General features: G+C 72.7%; 12 protein-coding genes and 2 pseudogenes. 6 read left to right on the top strand and 8 right to left on the bottom strand.

Features of this window, described 5'->3' with window-relative positions; translation table 11 throughout:
* The first annotated feature begins 46 nt into the window (after positions 1-46).
* Positions 47-1,706, top strand: a pseudogene (locus IE290_RS32720) (class I adenylate-forming enzyme family protein).
* On the opposite strand, the gene IE290_RS32715 reads toward IE290_RS32720, so the two are convergent.
* Entirely contained in the window at positions 1,703-2,737 is a 1,035-nt protein-coding gene (locus IE290_RS32715; protein ID WP_191248604.1) for a F420-dependent hydroxymycolic acid dehydrogenase, read from the bottom strand. The pseudogene IE290_RS32720 and the gene IE290_RS32715 overlap by 4 nt on opposite strands.
* A gap of 80 nt (positions 2,738-2,817) precedes the next feature.
* On the opposite strand from IE290_RS32715, the pseudogene IE290_RS32710 reads away from it, so the two are divergent.
* Positions 2,818-3,248, top strand: a pseudogene (locus tag IE290_RS32710) (cutinase family protein).
* 129 nt (positions 3,249-3,377) lie between these two features.
* On the opposite strand, the gene purE reads toward IE290_RS32710, so the two are convergent.
* From purE to IE290_RS32685, 5 genes are all read right to left on the bottom strand, one after another.
* Positions 3,378-3,911: a 5-(carboxyamino)imidazole ribonucleotide mutase gene (purE, locus tag IE290_RS32705; protein ID WP_191248603.1), complete on the bottom strand. Its 534-nt coding sequence runs from the start codon at positions 3,909-3,911 to the stop codon at positions 3,378-3,380.
* The gene (locus IE290_RS32700) at positions 3,884-5,065 is read right to left on the bottom strand and encodes a 5-(carboxyamino)imidazole ribonucleotide synthase (RefSeq protein WP_191248602.1); all 1,182 of its coding nucleotides are present in this window, start codon (positions 5,063-5,065) and stop codon (positions 3,884-3,886) included. Before IE290_RS32700 ends, purE begins: the two co-directional genes overlap by 28 nt.
* A gap of 5 nt (positions 5,066-5,070) precedes the next feature.
* The gene (locus IE290_RS32695; RefSeq protein ID WP_191248601.1) at positions 5,071-6,216 is read right to left on the bottom strand and encodes a glycosyltransferase 87 family protein; all 1,146 of its coding nucleotides are present in this window, start codon (positions 6,214-6,216) and stop codon (positions 5,071-5,073) included.
* Positions 6,191-7,522 carry a glycosyltransferase 87 family protein gene (locus IE290_RS32690; protein WP_191248600.1) on the bottom strand — a complete coding sequence of 444 codons (1,332 nt, stop codon included), beginning with the start codon at positions 7,520-7,522 and terminating at the stop codon, positions 6,191-6,193. The genes IE290_RS32695 and IE290_RS32690 overlap by 26 nt, the downstream gene beginning before the upstream one ends.
* Before the next feature lie 99 nt (positions 7,523-7,621).
* Positions 7,622-8,443, bottom strand: a complete 822-nt coding sequence (locus tag IE290_RS32685) for a GGDEF domain-containing protein (protein ID WP_191248599.1) — start codon at positions 8,441-8,443, stop codon at positions 7,622-7,624.
* A gap of 168 nt (positions 8,444-8,611) precedes the next feature.
* On the opposite strand from IE290_RS32685, the gene IE290_RS32680 reads away from it, so the two are divergent.
* Genes IE290_RS32680 through IE290_RS32670 form a run of 3 tightly spaced genes read left to right on the top strand, consistent with a single transcriptional unit; the run spans position 8,612 to position 11,866 of the window.
* Positions 8,612-10,738: a sigma-70 family RNA polymerase sigma factor gene (locus IE290_RS32680; RefSeq protein ID WP_191248598.1), complete on the top strand. Its 2,127-nt coding sequence runs from the start codon at positions 8,612-8,614 to the stop codon at positions 10,736-10,738.
* Between the two features lie 24 nt (positions 10,739-10,762).
* Positions 10,763-11,299: a GtrA family protein gene (locus IE290_RS32675; RefSeq protein WP_191248597.1), complete on the top strand. Its 537-nt coding sequence runs from the start codon at positions 10,763-10,765 to the stop codon at positions 11,297-11,299.
* A 36-nt stretch (positions 11,300-11,335) separates the two neighbouring features.
* Complete coding sequence (locus IE290_RS32670; RefSeq protein WP_191248596.1) at positions 11,336-11,866, top strand: GtrA family protein; 531 nt, start codon at positions 11,336-11,338, stop codon at positions 11,864-11,866.
* Between the two features lie 374 nt (positions 11,867-12,240).
* Here IE290_RS32670 and IE290_RS32665 read toward each other — a convergent pair whose 3' ends face one another.
* Positions 12,241-13,530, bottom strand: coding sequence for a sensor histidine kinase (locus tag IE290_RS32665; protein WP_191248595.1), 1,290 nt, complete (start codon positions 13,528-13,530; stop codon positions 12,241-12,243).
* Positions 13,530-14,222, bottom strand: coding sequence for a response regulator transcription factor (locus IE290_RS32660; RefSeq protein WP_026153804.1), 693 nt, complete (start codon positions 14,220-14,222; stop codon positions 13,530-13,532). The genes IE290_RS32665 and IE290_RS32660 overlap by 1 nt, the downstream gene beginning before the upstream one ends.
* A 47-nt stretch (positions 14,223-14,269) precedes the next feature.
* On the opposite strand from IE290_RS32660, the gene hisN reads away from it, so the two are divergent.
* Entirely contained in the window at positions 14,270-15,052 is a 783-nt protein-coding gene (hisN, locus tag IE290_RS32655) for a histidinol-phosphatase (protein ID WP_191248594.1), read from the top strand.
* The last annotated feature ends 7 nt before the right edge of the window (positions 15,053-15,059 follow it).

The following is a 15,059-nucleotide window of genomic DNA, read 5'->3' as shown; positions in this document are numbered from 1 at the left end:
AGCCGGAATTGTGTTCTGGGCCGCACCTTCGCTCTATGGTGGGGTGATGCCGATCACTGCTGGGTCATGGCCGCCCCACCTCCCGAGATCGCTGGACTACCCCGACGTCCCCGCCGGGTCGATACTGGCCGGCGCCGCGAAACGCTACGGCGACCGAACCCGCGTTCACCCACCACGACCGCTCCCTCACCTACGCCCAGACCTACGGCGCCGCCTGCCGGTTCGCCAACGCGCTCCGCGCACGGGGCATCGGGCCGGGTGCCACGGTCGCCATCCACCTGCCCAACTGCCTCGCCTACCCGGTCGCCTACTACGGGACCCTGCTCGCCGGCGCGACCTTCACCCCGGCGAACCCGCTGCTGCCGCCCGCGGACCTCGCCCACCAGCTCGCCGACTCCGGCGCCGTCGCGGTGGTCACGCTCGGCAAGGTCGCGCCGGTACTGACCGCGGTCCGCATCCAGACCGCCGTCGAGCTGGTCGTGGTCGTCGCGCCGGACGACCTCGCCGACGGCCAGGTCGAGTTCCAGGCCTTCTACGCCGACCAGCCGGACACCCGCCCCGAGCTGGACATCGACACCAGCACCCACCTCGCCCACCTCTCCTACACCGGCGGCACCACCGGCCGGTCGAAGGGCGTCCGGCTGCCGCACCGCAACGTCGTGGTCAACACGCTGCAGTACGCGTGCTGGGGCACCGGATCGCTGCCGGCGCTGGACGACGACGGCGACCTCACGCTCGACCAGGTCGGCAGTCCCGACGAGTGGCCCACCCGGCTGGGCACCGGCTCTGGCATCAACCTCACGCCGTGGTTCCACGCGATGGGCACCATCGGCGGGCTCAACGTGCCGGTCATGGGCGGCGGTTCGACCACGCTGCACGACCGCTTCGACCCGGTCGCCTACCTGGCCGACGCCGAACGCCTGCGGGTCACCTCGATCGGCGGCGCGCCCGCCCTGTTCGCGGCGCTACTGGCCAGCCCGGACCTCGCCACGCGCGACCTGTCGTCCGTGCGCGGCATCAGCTCCGGCGCCGCACCCCTGCCGCACGAGATGCTCAAGGCGCTGGCGGCGCGGTTCCCGGACGCGGTGATCACCGAGGGCTACGGCCTCACCGAGGTCACCATGGGCGCCACGATCAACCCGGCGTTCCGCTCCGGCCTGCGCAAACAGGGGTCGGTGGGCGTGCCGGTGTTCGACACCGAGGTCAAGATCGTGCCCCTGGAGGGCGGCGAGGACCCGGTGCCCGAGGGCGAGCAGGGCGAGGTGTGCATCCGCGGGCCGCAGGTGATGGCGGGCTACCACAACCGGCCCGACGAGACGGCCGCCGTGCTGGTGGACGGCTGGCTGCACACCGGCGACATCGGCATCCTGGACAAGGACGGCTACTTGTCCATTGTGGACCGCAAGAAGGACATGCTGCTGTACAAGGGGTACAACGTGTACCCGCGCGAGCTGGAGGAGCTGCTGATCGCGCACCCCGGCGTCGCCGCGGCGGCCGTCGTGGGACGCAAGCAGGCCGATGTCGGCGAGCTGCCGGTGGCCTTCGTCGTGCGGGCGGACGAAACCGTGACCGAGGCGGAGATCCTGTCCGCGGTCAACGACAACGTCCTGCCCTACAAGCGGATCCGCGAGCTGCGGTTCGTCGACGAGATCCCGGTGTCGGCAGCGGGCAAGATCCTCAAGCGGGAGCTGCGGCAGCGGCTCTAGAGCAGCGGCAGGACCCGGGCGCGGTAGAACTCGATCGCCACGCCCGGGTCCTCCTGCGGGAAGTGCAGGAACGGCGTCACACCCGCGTCGAGCAGCTTGCGCACCGCCGCGACGTGCACCGCCGGATCCGTGCCCACCGTCCAGCGGCCCGCCACCTCGGCCAGCGGCGTGGCCTGCGCGGCCTCCTGGATGGCAACCGGGTTGGGCAGATCGGCCGGCTTGGCCGTGAACCGCCACCGCTGCGCCGCCAGGTCGATCTCCCGCTGGTCGCCGACGACCGCGAACAGCTCGGCCCACTTCGGCATCGCGTCCGGGTTCTTCCCCGCCTCGCGCGCCCCCGCGGCGAAGGCGTCCCGCAACGCCGGGTCGAGGGACGCCCCGGCCTGCGTGATCCAGCCGTCGCCGTAGCGGCCGGCCAGCCGTGCGCTCTTCGGCCCCTGCGCGGCCACGTACACCGGCGGCGGCTTCGACGGCAGGTCGTACAGCTTGAGCTGGTCGGTGGTGAAGAACCGGCCGCGGAAGGTGACCCGCTCCCCCGTCCACAGCCGCCGGATCAGCTCGATCGCCTCGACGAGCCGGTCGTGCCGCTCGGCGTACCGGCCGTATTGGCCGGTGCCCGCCTGCTCGTTGACCGCCTCACCGGTGCCGAGACCGAGGAACGTCCGCCCCGGGGTGAGCAGTTCGAGGGAGGCAAACGCTTGCGCCACCTCGGCCGGGTGGTGCCGGTAGCTCGGGCAGGTCACGCCGGAGCCGAAGGTGACGCGCCGCGTGCGCTCGCCGACCAGGGCGAGCGTGAGCCACGGGAACATGGAGTGCCCCTGGTTGTCCTGCCACGGCTGCAGGTGGTCGCTGGCCCAGACGAACGAAAAGCCCGCCGCCTCCGCCTGCCGTGCGAAGTCCAGCAGCCGGGCGGTCGGGAACTGCTCGTGCGAGAGCACCAGCCCGACGGGCGCCCGCGCCGCGGGCGGCTCGGCCCGGACGAACCCGGCGGAGGCGGCGAACATGCCCAGCGAGCGGCGCGAGAACTCCATGATCGCCGGGTACCCGAGGCGCACCGGATCGAGCCGGAGTTCACCGACACTGGTGATTTCACCGATGCCCGGGCAACACGATGGCGGGACACTCGGTGAATGGTCCACACCAGCTCCGGAACCTGACCCTGCTCGCCTGCGCCGTCCTCGCACTGGCCGGCACCGCCACCGCCGACGCCGCCGCCTGCTCGGACCTCGAGGTCGTGTTCGCCCGGGGCAGCGGCGAGGCGCCCGGCCTCGGCATCACCGGCACGCCGCTGGTGTCCGACGTGAAGTCCGCGCTGCCGTCCGCCTCGGTGTCGTCCTACGCGGTCGACTACGCCGCGAGCTACGACCAGACCAGCGCCGGCCCGGGCGCACCGACATGAGCAACCACATCAAGTCCACCGCGGCCGCCTGCCCGGGCACCAAGTTCGCGATCGGCGGCTACTCGCAGGGCGCGAGCGTCACCGACATCGCGATCGGCATCCGGACCTACCTGGGCACCGGTAGGTCGGGCTGGCCGTCTTGATCGTCTGCCCGTACAGGCCGAGTGGGTTGCCGAACGCGATCACCGCGACCACCCGCGGCGCCAGCTCCGCAGGGATGGTCTGGCCGTCGACGCGGCCGCGGCCTTCATCGCGAAGCAGTACACCGCGAGCTAGGACTCGAGCTTCTCCTGGAGCTTGGCGTCCTTGTCGAGCACCAACTGCTCCAGATCGGCCTGGAAGGCGGCCATCTTCTCCCGCAGCGCCGGGTCCTGCGCGGCCAGGATCCGCACGGCCAGCAGCCCGGCGTTGCGGGCGCCGCCGATCGACACCGTCGCCACCGGGACCCCCGCCGGCATCTGCACGATGGACAGCAGCGAGTCCATCCCGTCCAGGTACTTCAGCGGGACCGGCACGCCGATCACCGGCAGCACCGTCGCCGAGGCGACCATGCCGGGCAGGTGCGCGGCTCCCCCGGCGCCGGCGATGATCACCTTGATGCCGCGGTCGGCCGCGGTGCGGGCGTAGTCGAGCATCCGCTGCGGCGTCCGGTGCGCGGAGTACACGCCGACCTCGTAGGACACGCCGAACTCGTCCAGCGCCGTCCCGGCCGCTTCGAGCACGGGCCAGTCGGAGTCGCTGCCCATGATCACGCCGACGTCGGTCACGCGTGCTCCTCTCAGTGGATGTCGTAGCCGTCGGGCCATTCGGCGTGCGACAGCCAGTGCGCGGCCAGCTTGGCGCGGGTGCGCAGGTTCTCCAGGTCGCCGCCGACGAAGTTGACGTGCCCGAGCTTGCGGCCGGGCCGCTCGCCCTTGCCGTAGAGGTGCACGCGGGCGTCCGGGAAGCGCGCGAACAGGTGGTGCAGCCGCTCATCGGGCGCCATCTGAGGCGTCTCCGGGGCGCCGAGCACGTTGGCCATCACGGTCGGCGCGATCAGGTCGGTCACGCCCAGCGGGTAGTCCAGGACCGCACGCACGTGCTGCTCGAACTGCGAGGTCGCCGAGCCGTCCATGGTCCAGTGGCCGGAGTTGTGCGGGCGCATCGCGAGCTCGTTGATCAGCAGGCCACCGTCGGTTTCGAACAGCTCGACCGCCAGGATGCCGACCACGTTGAGCTCGTCGGCCAGCCGCAGCGCCAGCTCCTGCGCCTCGTGCACCTGGCGCGAGGTCAGGCCCGGCGCGGGCGCCAGGACCTCGGTGTTGATGCCGTTCTCCTGCACGGTCTCCACGACCGGCCAGGCCGCGCCCTGCCCGAACGGCGAGCGCGCGACCAGCGCGGACAGCTCCCGCTTCATCGCCACGCGCTGTTCGACCAGCAGCTCGGTGCCGGCGGCGAGCAGCTCGGGCACCAGCGTCCGGGCCTCGGCGTCGGACTCGACCATCCACACGCCACGGCCGTCGTAGCCGCCGGTGGCGGCCTTCAGCACGACCGGCCAGCCGTGCTCGGCGCCGAACTTGAGGATGTCCTCCACTTCGGACACCTCGGCGTACGGCGGGCACGGGAAGCCGAGCGCGGACAGGTGGTCGCGCATCACCAGCTTGTTCTGGGCGAAGGCCAGCGCGTCCGGGCCGGGGCGGACCGTGAAGCCCTCGTTGACCAGCGCGAACAGGTGCTCCCACGGGACGTGCTCGTGGTCGAAGGTCACCACGTCGACCGTCTTGGCGAACTCGCGCAGCGCGTCCAGGTCGGTGTGGTGCCCGATCTGGACCTGCCCGGCCACCAGCCCGGCCGCGTCGTTCTCGTCGAGCGCGAGGACCCGCAGCGACTGTCCCAGCGAAATCGCGGCCTGATGTGTCATCCGGGCGAGCTGGCCGCCGCCCACCATCCCGACGATCGGGAGACCTGTGCGCTTGTCCATAACGGCTATGAGATTACTGGGAGACGCAGCTCACGGGCCGCCAGCCCGAGGATTCCCAGCGCCGCGGCCAGCACGTACGCGTTGCCCGGCACGAACAGCTCCGGCCCCCAGCCGAACTCGGTGTCCCCGCCGTTGGGCACCAGCATCACCACACAGCTGTCGAAGAACACCGTCACCAGGCCCGCCCAAGCCCAGCGCGCCTTCGACGCGAGCAGCACGATCAGCGGCACCGCCCACACCCAGTGGTGCGACCAGGACACCGGCGAGACCAGCAGCCCGAAGAACGCCGTCACCAGCAACGCGGCCAGCGTCTCGCCGCGCCGGTGCAGCCGCCGGACCAGCCACACCGCCGGCACCGCGAGCACCGCCCCGACACCCAGCGCGACCGCCGTCGACCAGGACGCCTCGTGCGAGAGCCGGTTGACCAGCCCGCCGAGCGACTGGTTGAAGATCCAGGACACCCCGCCCACGCGGTGCGGGTCGAACGCCGCCTCGGCCCAGTAGCGCGCGGCGTCGCCGGGCATCAACGCGAACATCACGACCTGGAGCCCGGCGAACGTGCCCAGCGCGCGCAGCCCGTCCCGCCAGCGCCCGGTGACGAACAGGTGCGCCACGAAGATCAGCGGCGTCAGCTTAACCGCGGCCGCGACCCCGATCAGCACGCCCGACCAGCGCGAGCCGGCCAGGACCAGCACGTCGACCACGACCAGCGCGAGCAGCACCAGGTTGATCTGGCCGAGGAAGATCGTCTTCCAGACCGGCTCCAGCCCCAGCGCCGCCACCGTCAGCCCGGCGACCGCCCAGCCGCGGAACCGCCCGCTCACCCGGATCACCACGGCCAGGCACAGCACCGACGCCGCGGCCAGCACGCCCCAGGTCAGTCCGCTGGGCAGCGCGGTCAGCGGGACGAACAGCAGCGCCGCGGCCGGCGGGTAGGTGAACGGCAGCGACACCCAGGACGGCAGTGTGGTCAGCCGCTCCGGCGTGTAGACCGCGTCGCCGTGCAGGAAGGTCAGCGCGCCGGCGCGGTAGACGGCGCTGTCCGCACCGAGCTGCCAGCCCGCGAGCCAGCCGGCCACGCCGACCGCGAGCGCGCCCAGGACGAGGGCGCCGACCAGCGCGGGCTCAGCCCGCGACCGTAACGTCGTCACGCGCCCGCTCCCGCCGGCGCTGCAGTGCCCAGCGCGTCACCAGCACCACGGTCAGCACCAGTGGCGTGAGGATGTAGGCGTTGCCCAGCACGGTCTGCCAGAACTTCCAGTGCAGTTCGATGTTGCGCCCGTTGGGCAGCGCCAGCAGCACGCAGCTGATGAACACCGCGACCACCGCCCCGGTGCCGACCCAGCGCTTCCACGCGGTGGCGAGCGTGGTCTGCGGCAGCCGCGACACCAGCAGCACGAGCAGCGGCACCGCCCACACCCAGTGGTGCGACCACGAGATCGGCGAGGCCAGCAGCCCGAAGAAAGCGGTGACCAGCAGGGCGGCCAGCGCCTGCCCGCGGCGGTGGAAGCGCAGCATCAGCCACACGGCCGGGATCGCCAGCAGCGCGGCGACGCCCAGCGCGGCCTTCGAGGCCCACGGGGCGAGGTCGGTGAGCCGGTTCATCAGGCCGTTGAGCGACTGGTTGCCCGCCCAGTGCACCGGGCCGATGCGGCCGGTGTCGGAGATGGTCTTGGTCCAGTAGCGGATCGTGTCGCCCGGGATCAGCGCCAGCATCAGCAGCTGCAGGCCGAGGAACACGCCGAACGCGCGGAAGGCCTCGCGGCGGCGGCCGGTGAGGAACAGGTGCGCCACGAACACCAGCGGCGTCAGCTTCACCGCCGAGGCGATGCCGACCAGCACCCCGCCCCAGCGGGTGCCGCGCGTGGTGACGACCAGGACGTCGAGCACCACGACGGCCATCAGGATCAGGTTGATCTGGCCGAGGAAGATCGTCCGCCACACCGGCTCCAGGCCGAGCATGACCAGGGAGAACAGCAGCGTCGCGCGGGCCGGGGAGGACCACCAGCGGCGCACGGCGGGCGGGGTCGGCAGCGAGCCGATCGCCACCCGGATGACCAGGGCCATCGCCAGCACCGAGATCGCGGTCAGCACGCCCCAGGCGATCTGGACCGGCAGGATCGCCAGCGGCACGAACAGCAGCGCGGCCGTCGGCGGGTAGGTGAACGGCAGCAGCGCCCACCACGGCTCCGGCGGCAGGGTGTTCGCGTCGTAGAGCGGATCGCCGTGCAGGAGGGTGATCGCCCCCGCCCGGTACACCGCGCTGTCCACGCCGAGCCGCCAGTCGAGCAACCAGCCGACGATGCCGAACACCAGCGCGAGCAGCGGGACCAGCGACAGCAGCAGGATCGAACGCGGCCGCACCGACAACCGGGCGAGCGAGGTCCGCAGGGCCAGGCGCGGGTGCGCCGGCTCGCCGAGCGGCTCGCCGCCGGTGGCGGGCACTGACTGGGTCACCCTTTCAGGAAATCACGAAACGGGTAGTGAGTCTCGGGGAGGGTGCCGCGGCGCGAAGCGCCTCCGTTGAGGGTGGCGGAGGGCTGGCGGGCGGGAGGGTCAGGTTCGTGCGAGTCGCTGCAGCAGGTCGCACGCGGACTCGTGGGTGGCGGGCAGCCGGATCAGCTTGATCTTCGGTGGGCCGACCGATTCCAGCTGGTCGTCGACCGACAGCCGCTCGTGCAGCTCGCGTCGCAGCATCACGGCCTTCGCGGCGATGCGGCCGTCGCGCGGGACCGCGGCGGCGACCGTGGACGGGCCGAGCGAGGCGATGCTCTCGCCGCCGTCGAACACCGCCCGCAGCGCCTCGGCGATCAGGATCATCGCGGTGAGCCGCGGCCAGCCGCTGACGCCGGACAGGTCGACCGAGACGACGAGCAGGGTGTGGTCTTCGGACACCTGGTGCCCGGGCCGGCGGTACAGCTCGCGCAGCCGGGTGCGCAGGTACGACGCCGTCGGCAGGCCGGTCAGCGGGTCGATGACCTCGGCGGTGGCGAGCTTGTCCATCGCGACGTCGGCCCACGCCAGCGCGGCCACCCGCAGTAGCCGGGACGGCAGGGCGTCCACGTCCGGGCTCACCAGACCGCCTGAGTCCCCCGGCGGGGTGATTACGGCGTGCAACGCCGCCAGATCGGTGAGGGTCTCACCGAGCCCGGCGCCCGCCGCGGCCCGCGCCCTTGCCAGAGCCGCGATGGGGATCTCCGCGGAGCCCTTGCGCAACACGGCCGCGCACACCGTGTCGACCTCGGGAAGCGCCCAGTCGCTGGGGAAACGCCATCCCGCGGCCAGGCTCGCGGCCTGCCAGCGCGCCCGCAGCTCCCGCAGCGATCCGCCGCCGCCGGGCTCCGGTTCGAGCCGCAACCCCATGGCCGGCACGTCCACTGGCAACCGTCCTCTCGTCCCGCGACCGCTGTTCCGGTGATGTGACGATCGAAGCGGCGCGCCGTGACGGAATTACACCGTGCGGGTCAACAGTGCGAGGTGTGGCGTGACGTGCCGGGGCCGGTCAGTCACACTGATCGCGCGCAGCACTGGGGATGAAGGAGAGCGGTGTCCACCCTTTCGGCCGATTTCGAGGGCAAGAGCGACGCGGAGTTGATCACCGACGTCCGCACCGGCACCCTGGCTGCCTACGGCACGCTCTACGAACGGCACGTCAGCGCCGCCTACAACCTGGCGCGCCAGCTCGCCCGGTCCACGGCCGAGGCCGACGACCTGGTCTCCGACGCGTTCGCCAAGGTCCTCGACACGCTGCGCGCGGGCAAGGGCCCGGACAGCGCCTTCCGCGCGTACCTGCTCACCGCGCTGCGGCACACCGCCTACGACAAGACCCGCAAGGACAAGCGCGTCGACCTCAACGAGGACATGACCACGGTCGGCGCGGAGGCGCTGACCGTGCAGTTCTCCGACACCGCGCTGGCCGGGCTGGAGCGGACGATGGCGGCGAAGGCGTTCGCGTCGCTGCCGGAGCGCTGGCAGGCGGTGCTGTGGCACACCGAGATCGAGCAGCAGAGCCCGGCCGAGGTCGCGCCGCTGCTCGGCCTGACGCCAAACGGCGTGTCCGCGCTCGCCTACCGGGCCCGGGAGGGTCTGCGGCAGGCCTACCTGCAGGTGCACCTGGCCGAGACGTCCGCCGACAAGTGCCGCGCGTGCGCCGACCGGCTGGGCGCGTGGACCCGCGACGGTCTGTCCAAGCGGGAACGCGCCCAGGTCGAGGCGCACCTGGACGAGTGCGCGGACTGCCGCGCGCTGGCCGCCGAGCTGGCCGAGGTCAACGGCGCGCTGCGGGCGATCATCGCGCCGATCGTGCTGGGCGGCGCGGCGCTGGGCTACCTCGCGACCGCGGGCAAGGCGACGGCCGCGACGGTGGCGACCGCCGGTGCCGCGGCCGGGTCCGCGGGTGGCGCGGCTTCGGTCGCCGCCGCCGGGCCGCGGCAGTTCGTCGGGGTCGGCGTCGCCGGGACGGCGGTGGCGGCCGCGGTCGCCGCCGCGCTGGCCGCGGGTGGCGGCACGCAGGAGATCCCGGCGGCCGCGTCGGCTCCGGCGCCACCGCCGGCGGTGGCGCCCGCGCAGCCCCCGGCCCCGCCCGCCGCTCCCCCTGCCGCGCCGCCGCCGGCTCCGGCCGTCGTGCCGGCGCCCGCACCCGTCGTGCCACCGGCGCCGGCGCCGGCGCCGGCACCGCCGCCGCCGGCGCCCGGCGCGCCCGCGAACATCACCGCCGAGGGCCCGACGTCGGCGCTCGAACTGGAACCGGGCGGGGACCCGGTCGCCCTGCCGATCACGGTGCGCAACAGCGGCGGGTCGGTGTCCGAGCCGGTCGCGGCGACGTTGAACCTGCCGCCCGGCATCCGGGTGGTGCCCGCGGGCGGCGGCGGTGGCGGCGTCGGCGGGTTCGGCACGCAGGCCGCGTCCGGGCCGCTGCTGGTCGCCTGTCCACCGGGCGAGGGCACGGTCACCTGCACCACGCCGCGCGGGCTGCAGCCGGGTGAGAGCGCGGTGCTGACGTTCCTGCTCAAGGCGGACCAGGGTGCGGCGTCCGGCCAGATCACCGGTTCGGTGAACGCCGGGTCGAACGTGCGGGTGTCGGTCAGCGTGCCGGTGTCGGTGGCCGAGGCGCCGGACCAGCTGACGCTCGAGGCGAAGGCCGTGTGGAGCGGCCAGCCCGCCTGGGGGCATTCCGCCTGGATGTCCGTCGACGTTGTCAACACCGGCCCGAACACCAAGCCGGTCACCCTGTCGATCGACGACGAGGCGCGGCTGATCCTGGGCAACTTCCGGGCGGCGTGCGACAGCGGCCCGACGACGACCTGCACCAGCCTGAACGCGCTGGAGCCGGGCGAGCACCTGCGGCTGTGGTTCGAGCTGGACGGGCCGAAGAAGGAGTCCCGGACCGTGACGGTGTCGGCGACGCTGGGCAGCGCGCACGCGTCGCGCACCGTGACGTTCGACTGCTGGTTCCCGCACTGCGGGGTGCCGACGCCGGGCCTGGCGCCGACCACGACCACCACTGCGGCGCCTCCGTCGTCGTCCACGACGACCACCACGACCTCGCGGGACACGACGACCACCACGACGACGACTTCCAGCAGCAGCACCACCACGACGACCACCACGACGACCTCGACGTCGAAGGGCCACGGGCGGCCGTGGTGGTGGCTGCCGTGGATCCCGCACTGATCGCCGGGAGTAGGGTCACCCGCCATGACCGGTTTCGGGGCACTGCTGCGGGTCCTGCCCCGGGGGGTGCGCAAGTTCCTCGTCCGGCGGCATGAGCTGCTGAAGTTCGTGCTGGTCGGCGGGACCTGCTTCGTGCTCACCAACGTCGTCAACTACGGGCTCAAGCTGACCGTGCTGACCGGCAAGCCGGTGACCGCGCTGGCGGTCGCGACGCTGGTGGCCACGGTGGTGTCGTACGTGCTGAACCGCGAGTGGTCCTTCCGCACCCGCGGCGGCCGCGAACGGCGTCACGAAGCCGCGTTGTTCTTCCTGATGAGCGCGATTTCGCTGGGGCTGAGCGCGCTGCCGCTCGCCGTGTCGCGGTACGTGCTGCACCTGCACACGCCCGAGGTCGGGCTGGTCACGCAGGAGATCGCGGACTACGTGAGCGGCATGATCGTGGGCACGCTGCTCGGCACCGCGTTCCGCTGGGTGTCGTTCCGGAAATGGGTGTTCCCGCAGGAGAAGGCGCATCCGGGCGGGGTCGCGAAAACGGGTGAAACCGGCTCACGCGCCGCCTGACGACCTCGCGTTCCCGGGACTACGTACACTGCGCAAGTGACCGTTGTGGAAAGCGTGTTGTCGCACACGCCCGAGCCATTGCGCTCGGTCTTGATCAAGCATCGGGAGCTGCTCAAATTCGGGATCGTCGGCGGAACGACCTTCATCGTCGACAACGGTGTCTGGTACCTGCTGAAACTGAGCGTGCTGGAAGACAAGCCGACCACCGCGAAAGCGATCGCGATCATCGTCGCGACGATCGTGTCCTACATTCTCAATCGCGAATGGTCGTTCCGGACTCGTGGGGGCCGGGAAAGGCATCATGAGGCCGCGCTGTTCTTCGTGATCAGCGGCCTGGCCGTGGCCGTGAACCTGATTCCGCTGTGGGTGTCGCGGTACGTGCTGCACCTGGAGCTGCCACACGTGAGCCGGTTCGCGCAGGAAGCGGCGGACTTCGTCAGCGGGTCCATCATCGGCATGCTGCTGGCGATGGTGTTCCGCTTCTGGGGCTTCAAGAGGTGGGTCTTCCCGGACGAACTGGGCCAGCGCCGCCGCGACGTCTCCCGCTCGCCGGACCCGACCGCCTGAGACGCCCGGGTGCATCGTGCCCGGCCGCTCAGCGGGGCACGCGCTCCGCGGGCCAGCGCACCTCCGGCACGTCCCCCGGATTCGGCACCCGCAGGAACAGGCTGAACACCGCCGGCCGACGGCTCGACAACTCCAGTCACCGCGCCGACCGCCTCCGCCAAGGCACGCGCCGCGCCACCCCAGCGCAGCCGCCGCCAGTGGCCCCGACCGGCGGCCCGAAAACCTGAACCCACCACCCCAACCGGGCACGCGCTCGCCGGCCAGCCGCCCGACAACTCCAGCCACCGCGCCGACCGCCGCCCGCCAAGGCCCGCGCCACCCAGTGCGGCCGCCACCGGTGGCCCGACCGGCCACCCGTCCTGAACCCACCACGCTCAGCGGGGCACACGCTCCGCGGGCCAGCGCACCTCCGGCACGTCCCCCGGGTACGGCACCCGCAGGAACAGACTGAACACCGCCGGCCGACGGCTGGACAACTCCAGCCGCCCACCGTCCGCCTCGGCCAGGGCCCGGGCCAGTGCCAAGCCGACGCCCGTCGAGCCGCCGCCGGAGAAACCCCTCTCGAAGATGTGCGGCGCCAGGTCGTCCGGGATGCCCGAGCCGGTGTCGCTCACCTCGACCACCACCGTGCCCTCGGTCTCGCCACGGCGCGCGGCCAGCGTGACCGTCCCCGCCCCGTGCCGCAGCGCGTTGTCCAGCAGCACCCCGACCACCTCCCGCAGCCGGCCCGGCGTCGCCCGCGCCATCAGGCCCTCGCCGATCTTCAACCGCAGGTTGCGGCCCTCCGCGCGCAGCAACTGCCGCCACTCGTGCGACACCTCGGGCAGCTCCGCGGCCAGCTCCAGCGCCTCCGTGTCGACCTCGCTCGCCGCCCGCGCCGCCGCCAGCAGCTCCTCCAGCGCCTCCGACAACCGGTCCGCCTGCTCCTGCGCCGCCCGCGCCTCCTCCGCCGTGTCCGGGTCGTCGGCCACCGTCAGCGACTCCAGCCGCAGCTGCAGCGCGGTCAGCCGGCTCCGCAGCTGGTGCGACACGTCCCCGACCAGCTGCCGCTCCCGCTGCACCAGCTGCGCCAGCGCGGTGCCCGACGTGTCCAGCGCCTCGGCGACCATGTCCAGCTCGCCGATGCCGTACCGGCTCGGGTCCGGCCGGAAGTCCCCGCCGCCGAGCCGCGCCGCCCGCTCGGCCACGTGCCGCAGCGGCTTCGCCAGCCGCCGGGCCGTCACGGTCGCCACCACGGTCCCGATCGTCACCGAGAACACCACCAGCAGCAGCACGGCCAGCGTCACCGTGGTCTGCCGCGACCGCAGCGGACCGGACGGGATCGACAGCTCCAGGTGCCCCTGCCGCGCCAGCTGGACCGTCGCGGTCACCGGGTCCGCCCCCGGGTCGGCGCCCTCGGTCATCCGCTGTTGCCCCGGCACCTCGACGACCAGCTTCCCGCCCTGCGGGATCGCCACCGACACCTGGGTGAGGTCGTTCTGGTCGAGCGCCCCGTCGGCCAGCTCGGTGTCCAGCGTCGCGGCGATCTGCGCGGCACGCCCGGCGAGGTCCTCGTTGTAGATGCTGTCGACCAGCTTCCACGCGGTGACGCCGAGCGGGATGCCCAGCGCCGCCGCGGTGACCGCGACCGCCAGCAGGATGGCGAGCAGGATCCGGCGGCGCACTAGTCTGCGTTGAACCGGAAGCCGACGCCGCGGACCGTCGCGATGCGCCGCTCACCGTCGCCGTGGTGGATCACCGACCCCTTGCCGTCGCTGGTCACCGACAGCTTCCGGCGCAGCCACGACATGTGCATGTCGAGCGTCTTCGAGGTCTTGGACTCCAGGTCGTTCCACACCTCGGCGAGGATCTCGTCGCGGCTGACGACCTGCCCGGCGTGGCTCATCAGCACCCGCAGCAGCTCGAACTCCTTGTTCGCCAGCTGCACCTCGCGGCCGTCCACCAGCACCATCCGCGCGCCCAGGTCCATCCGCACCCCACCGGCCTCGAGCACCTCCGGCGCCCGGCGGCGCAGCAGGGCGCGGATGCGGGCCAGCAGCTCAGCCAGGCGGAACGGCTTGGCGACGTAGTCGTCGGCGCCGGCGTCCAGGCCGACCACGAAGTCCACCTCGTCGGTCCGGGCGGTGAGCATCAGCACCGGCAGCTCGCTGCCGTTCGCACGCAGCCGGCGGCACACCTCGAGACCGTCCATCCCGGGCAGGCCGAGGTCGAGCACGAGCAGGTCGACCCGCTTGGCCTGGGTGGTGTCGAGTACCGCGGGGCCGTCGCCGACCACCTCGACGTCGTAGCCCTCCCGTTCGAGCGCGCGCGACAGGGGGTCCGCGATCGCCGGGTCGTCCTCGGCCAGCAACACCATGCTCACCTGGCCAACTCTACGACCGCGGTCCGTGAAAACATCGTGGCGTGGCGAGCTACACGGACGATCTCATCCTGGCGGGCAGGCTCGCGGACGCGGCGGACTCGATCACCACGGCCCGGTTCCGCGCCCGCGACCTGAAGGTCAGCAGCAAGCCGGACCGCACCCCGGTCACCGACGCGGACACGGCGGTCGAAGACGCGGTGCGCGAGGTGCTCGCCGCCGAGCGCCCGGACGACAACGTCGCCGGCGAGGAACGCGGCGGCACGGCGTGGGAGTCGGGCCGCGCGTGGGTGCTGGACCCGATCGACGGGACGAAGAACTTCCTGCGCGGCGGCCCGGTGTGGGCGACGCTGATCGCACTGGTGGAGGACGGGCAGCCGGTGGTCGGCATGGTCAGCGCGCCGCTGCTCGGCCGCCGCTGGTGGGCCGCGGCGGGCGAGGGCGCGTGGATGAGCGACTCGGCGGGCGAGCGCCGGATCTCGGTGTCGGCCGTGTCGTCGCTGTCGGACGCCTACCTGTCCACGACGGACCTGGGCTCGTGGACCGAGTACCACTCGCGCGAGGCCTACCTGGGCCTGGTCGAGGCGTGCTGGGAAACCCGCGCGTTCGGCGACTTCTGGCACCACTGCCTGGTGGCCGAGGGCGCGATCGACCTGGCGGCCGAGCCGATCGTCAACCCGTGGGACGTCGCGCCGATGCAGATCCTGCTCACCGAGGCCGGCGGACGGTTCTCCGACCTGAGCGGCGCGGAGCGCTTCGACGGCGGCTCGGCGCTGTCGTCGAACGGGCACCTGCACGACGAGGCGCTGGGCTACCTGCGGCGGTAGCAGCGCG

The organism is Amycolatopsis deserti (assembly GCF_014653945.1).
Lineage (GTDB): Bacteria > Actinomycetota > Actinomycetes > Mycobacteriales > Pseudonocardiaceae > Amycolatopsis_E > Amycolatopsis_E deserti.
Note: the sequence above shows the minus strand (reverse complement) of the source record. Positions and strands in the feature narration are given on the sequence as shown.

Coding starts and splice junctions, on each gene's coding strand:
- purE (WP_191248603.1), bottom strand. CDS start 3,911: ATGGCCCGACGGCTACGACATCCACTGAGAGGAGCACGCGTGACCGAC.
- IE290_RS32700 (WP_191248602.1), bottom strand. CDS start 5,065: ATGGACAAGCGCACAGGTCTCCCGATCGTCGGGATGGTGGGCGGCGGC.
- IE290_RS32675 (WP_191248597.1), top strand. CDS start 10,763: ATGACCGGTTTCGGGGCACTGCTGCGGGTCCTGCCCCGGGGGGTGCGC.
- IE290_RS32660 (WP_026153804.1), bottom strand. CDS start 14,222: ATGGTGTTGCTGGCCGAGGACGACCCGGCGATCGCGGACCCCCTGTCG.
- IE290_RS32715 (WP_191248604.1), bottom strand. CDS start 2,737: ATGGAGTTCTCGCGCCGCTCGCTGGGCATGTTCGCCGCCTCCGCCGGG.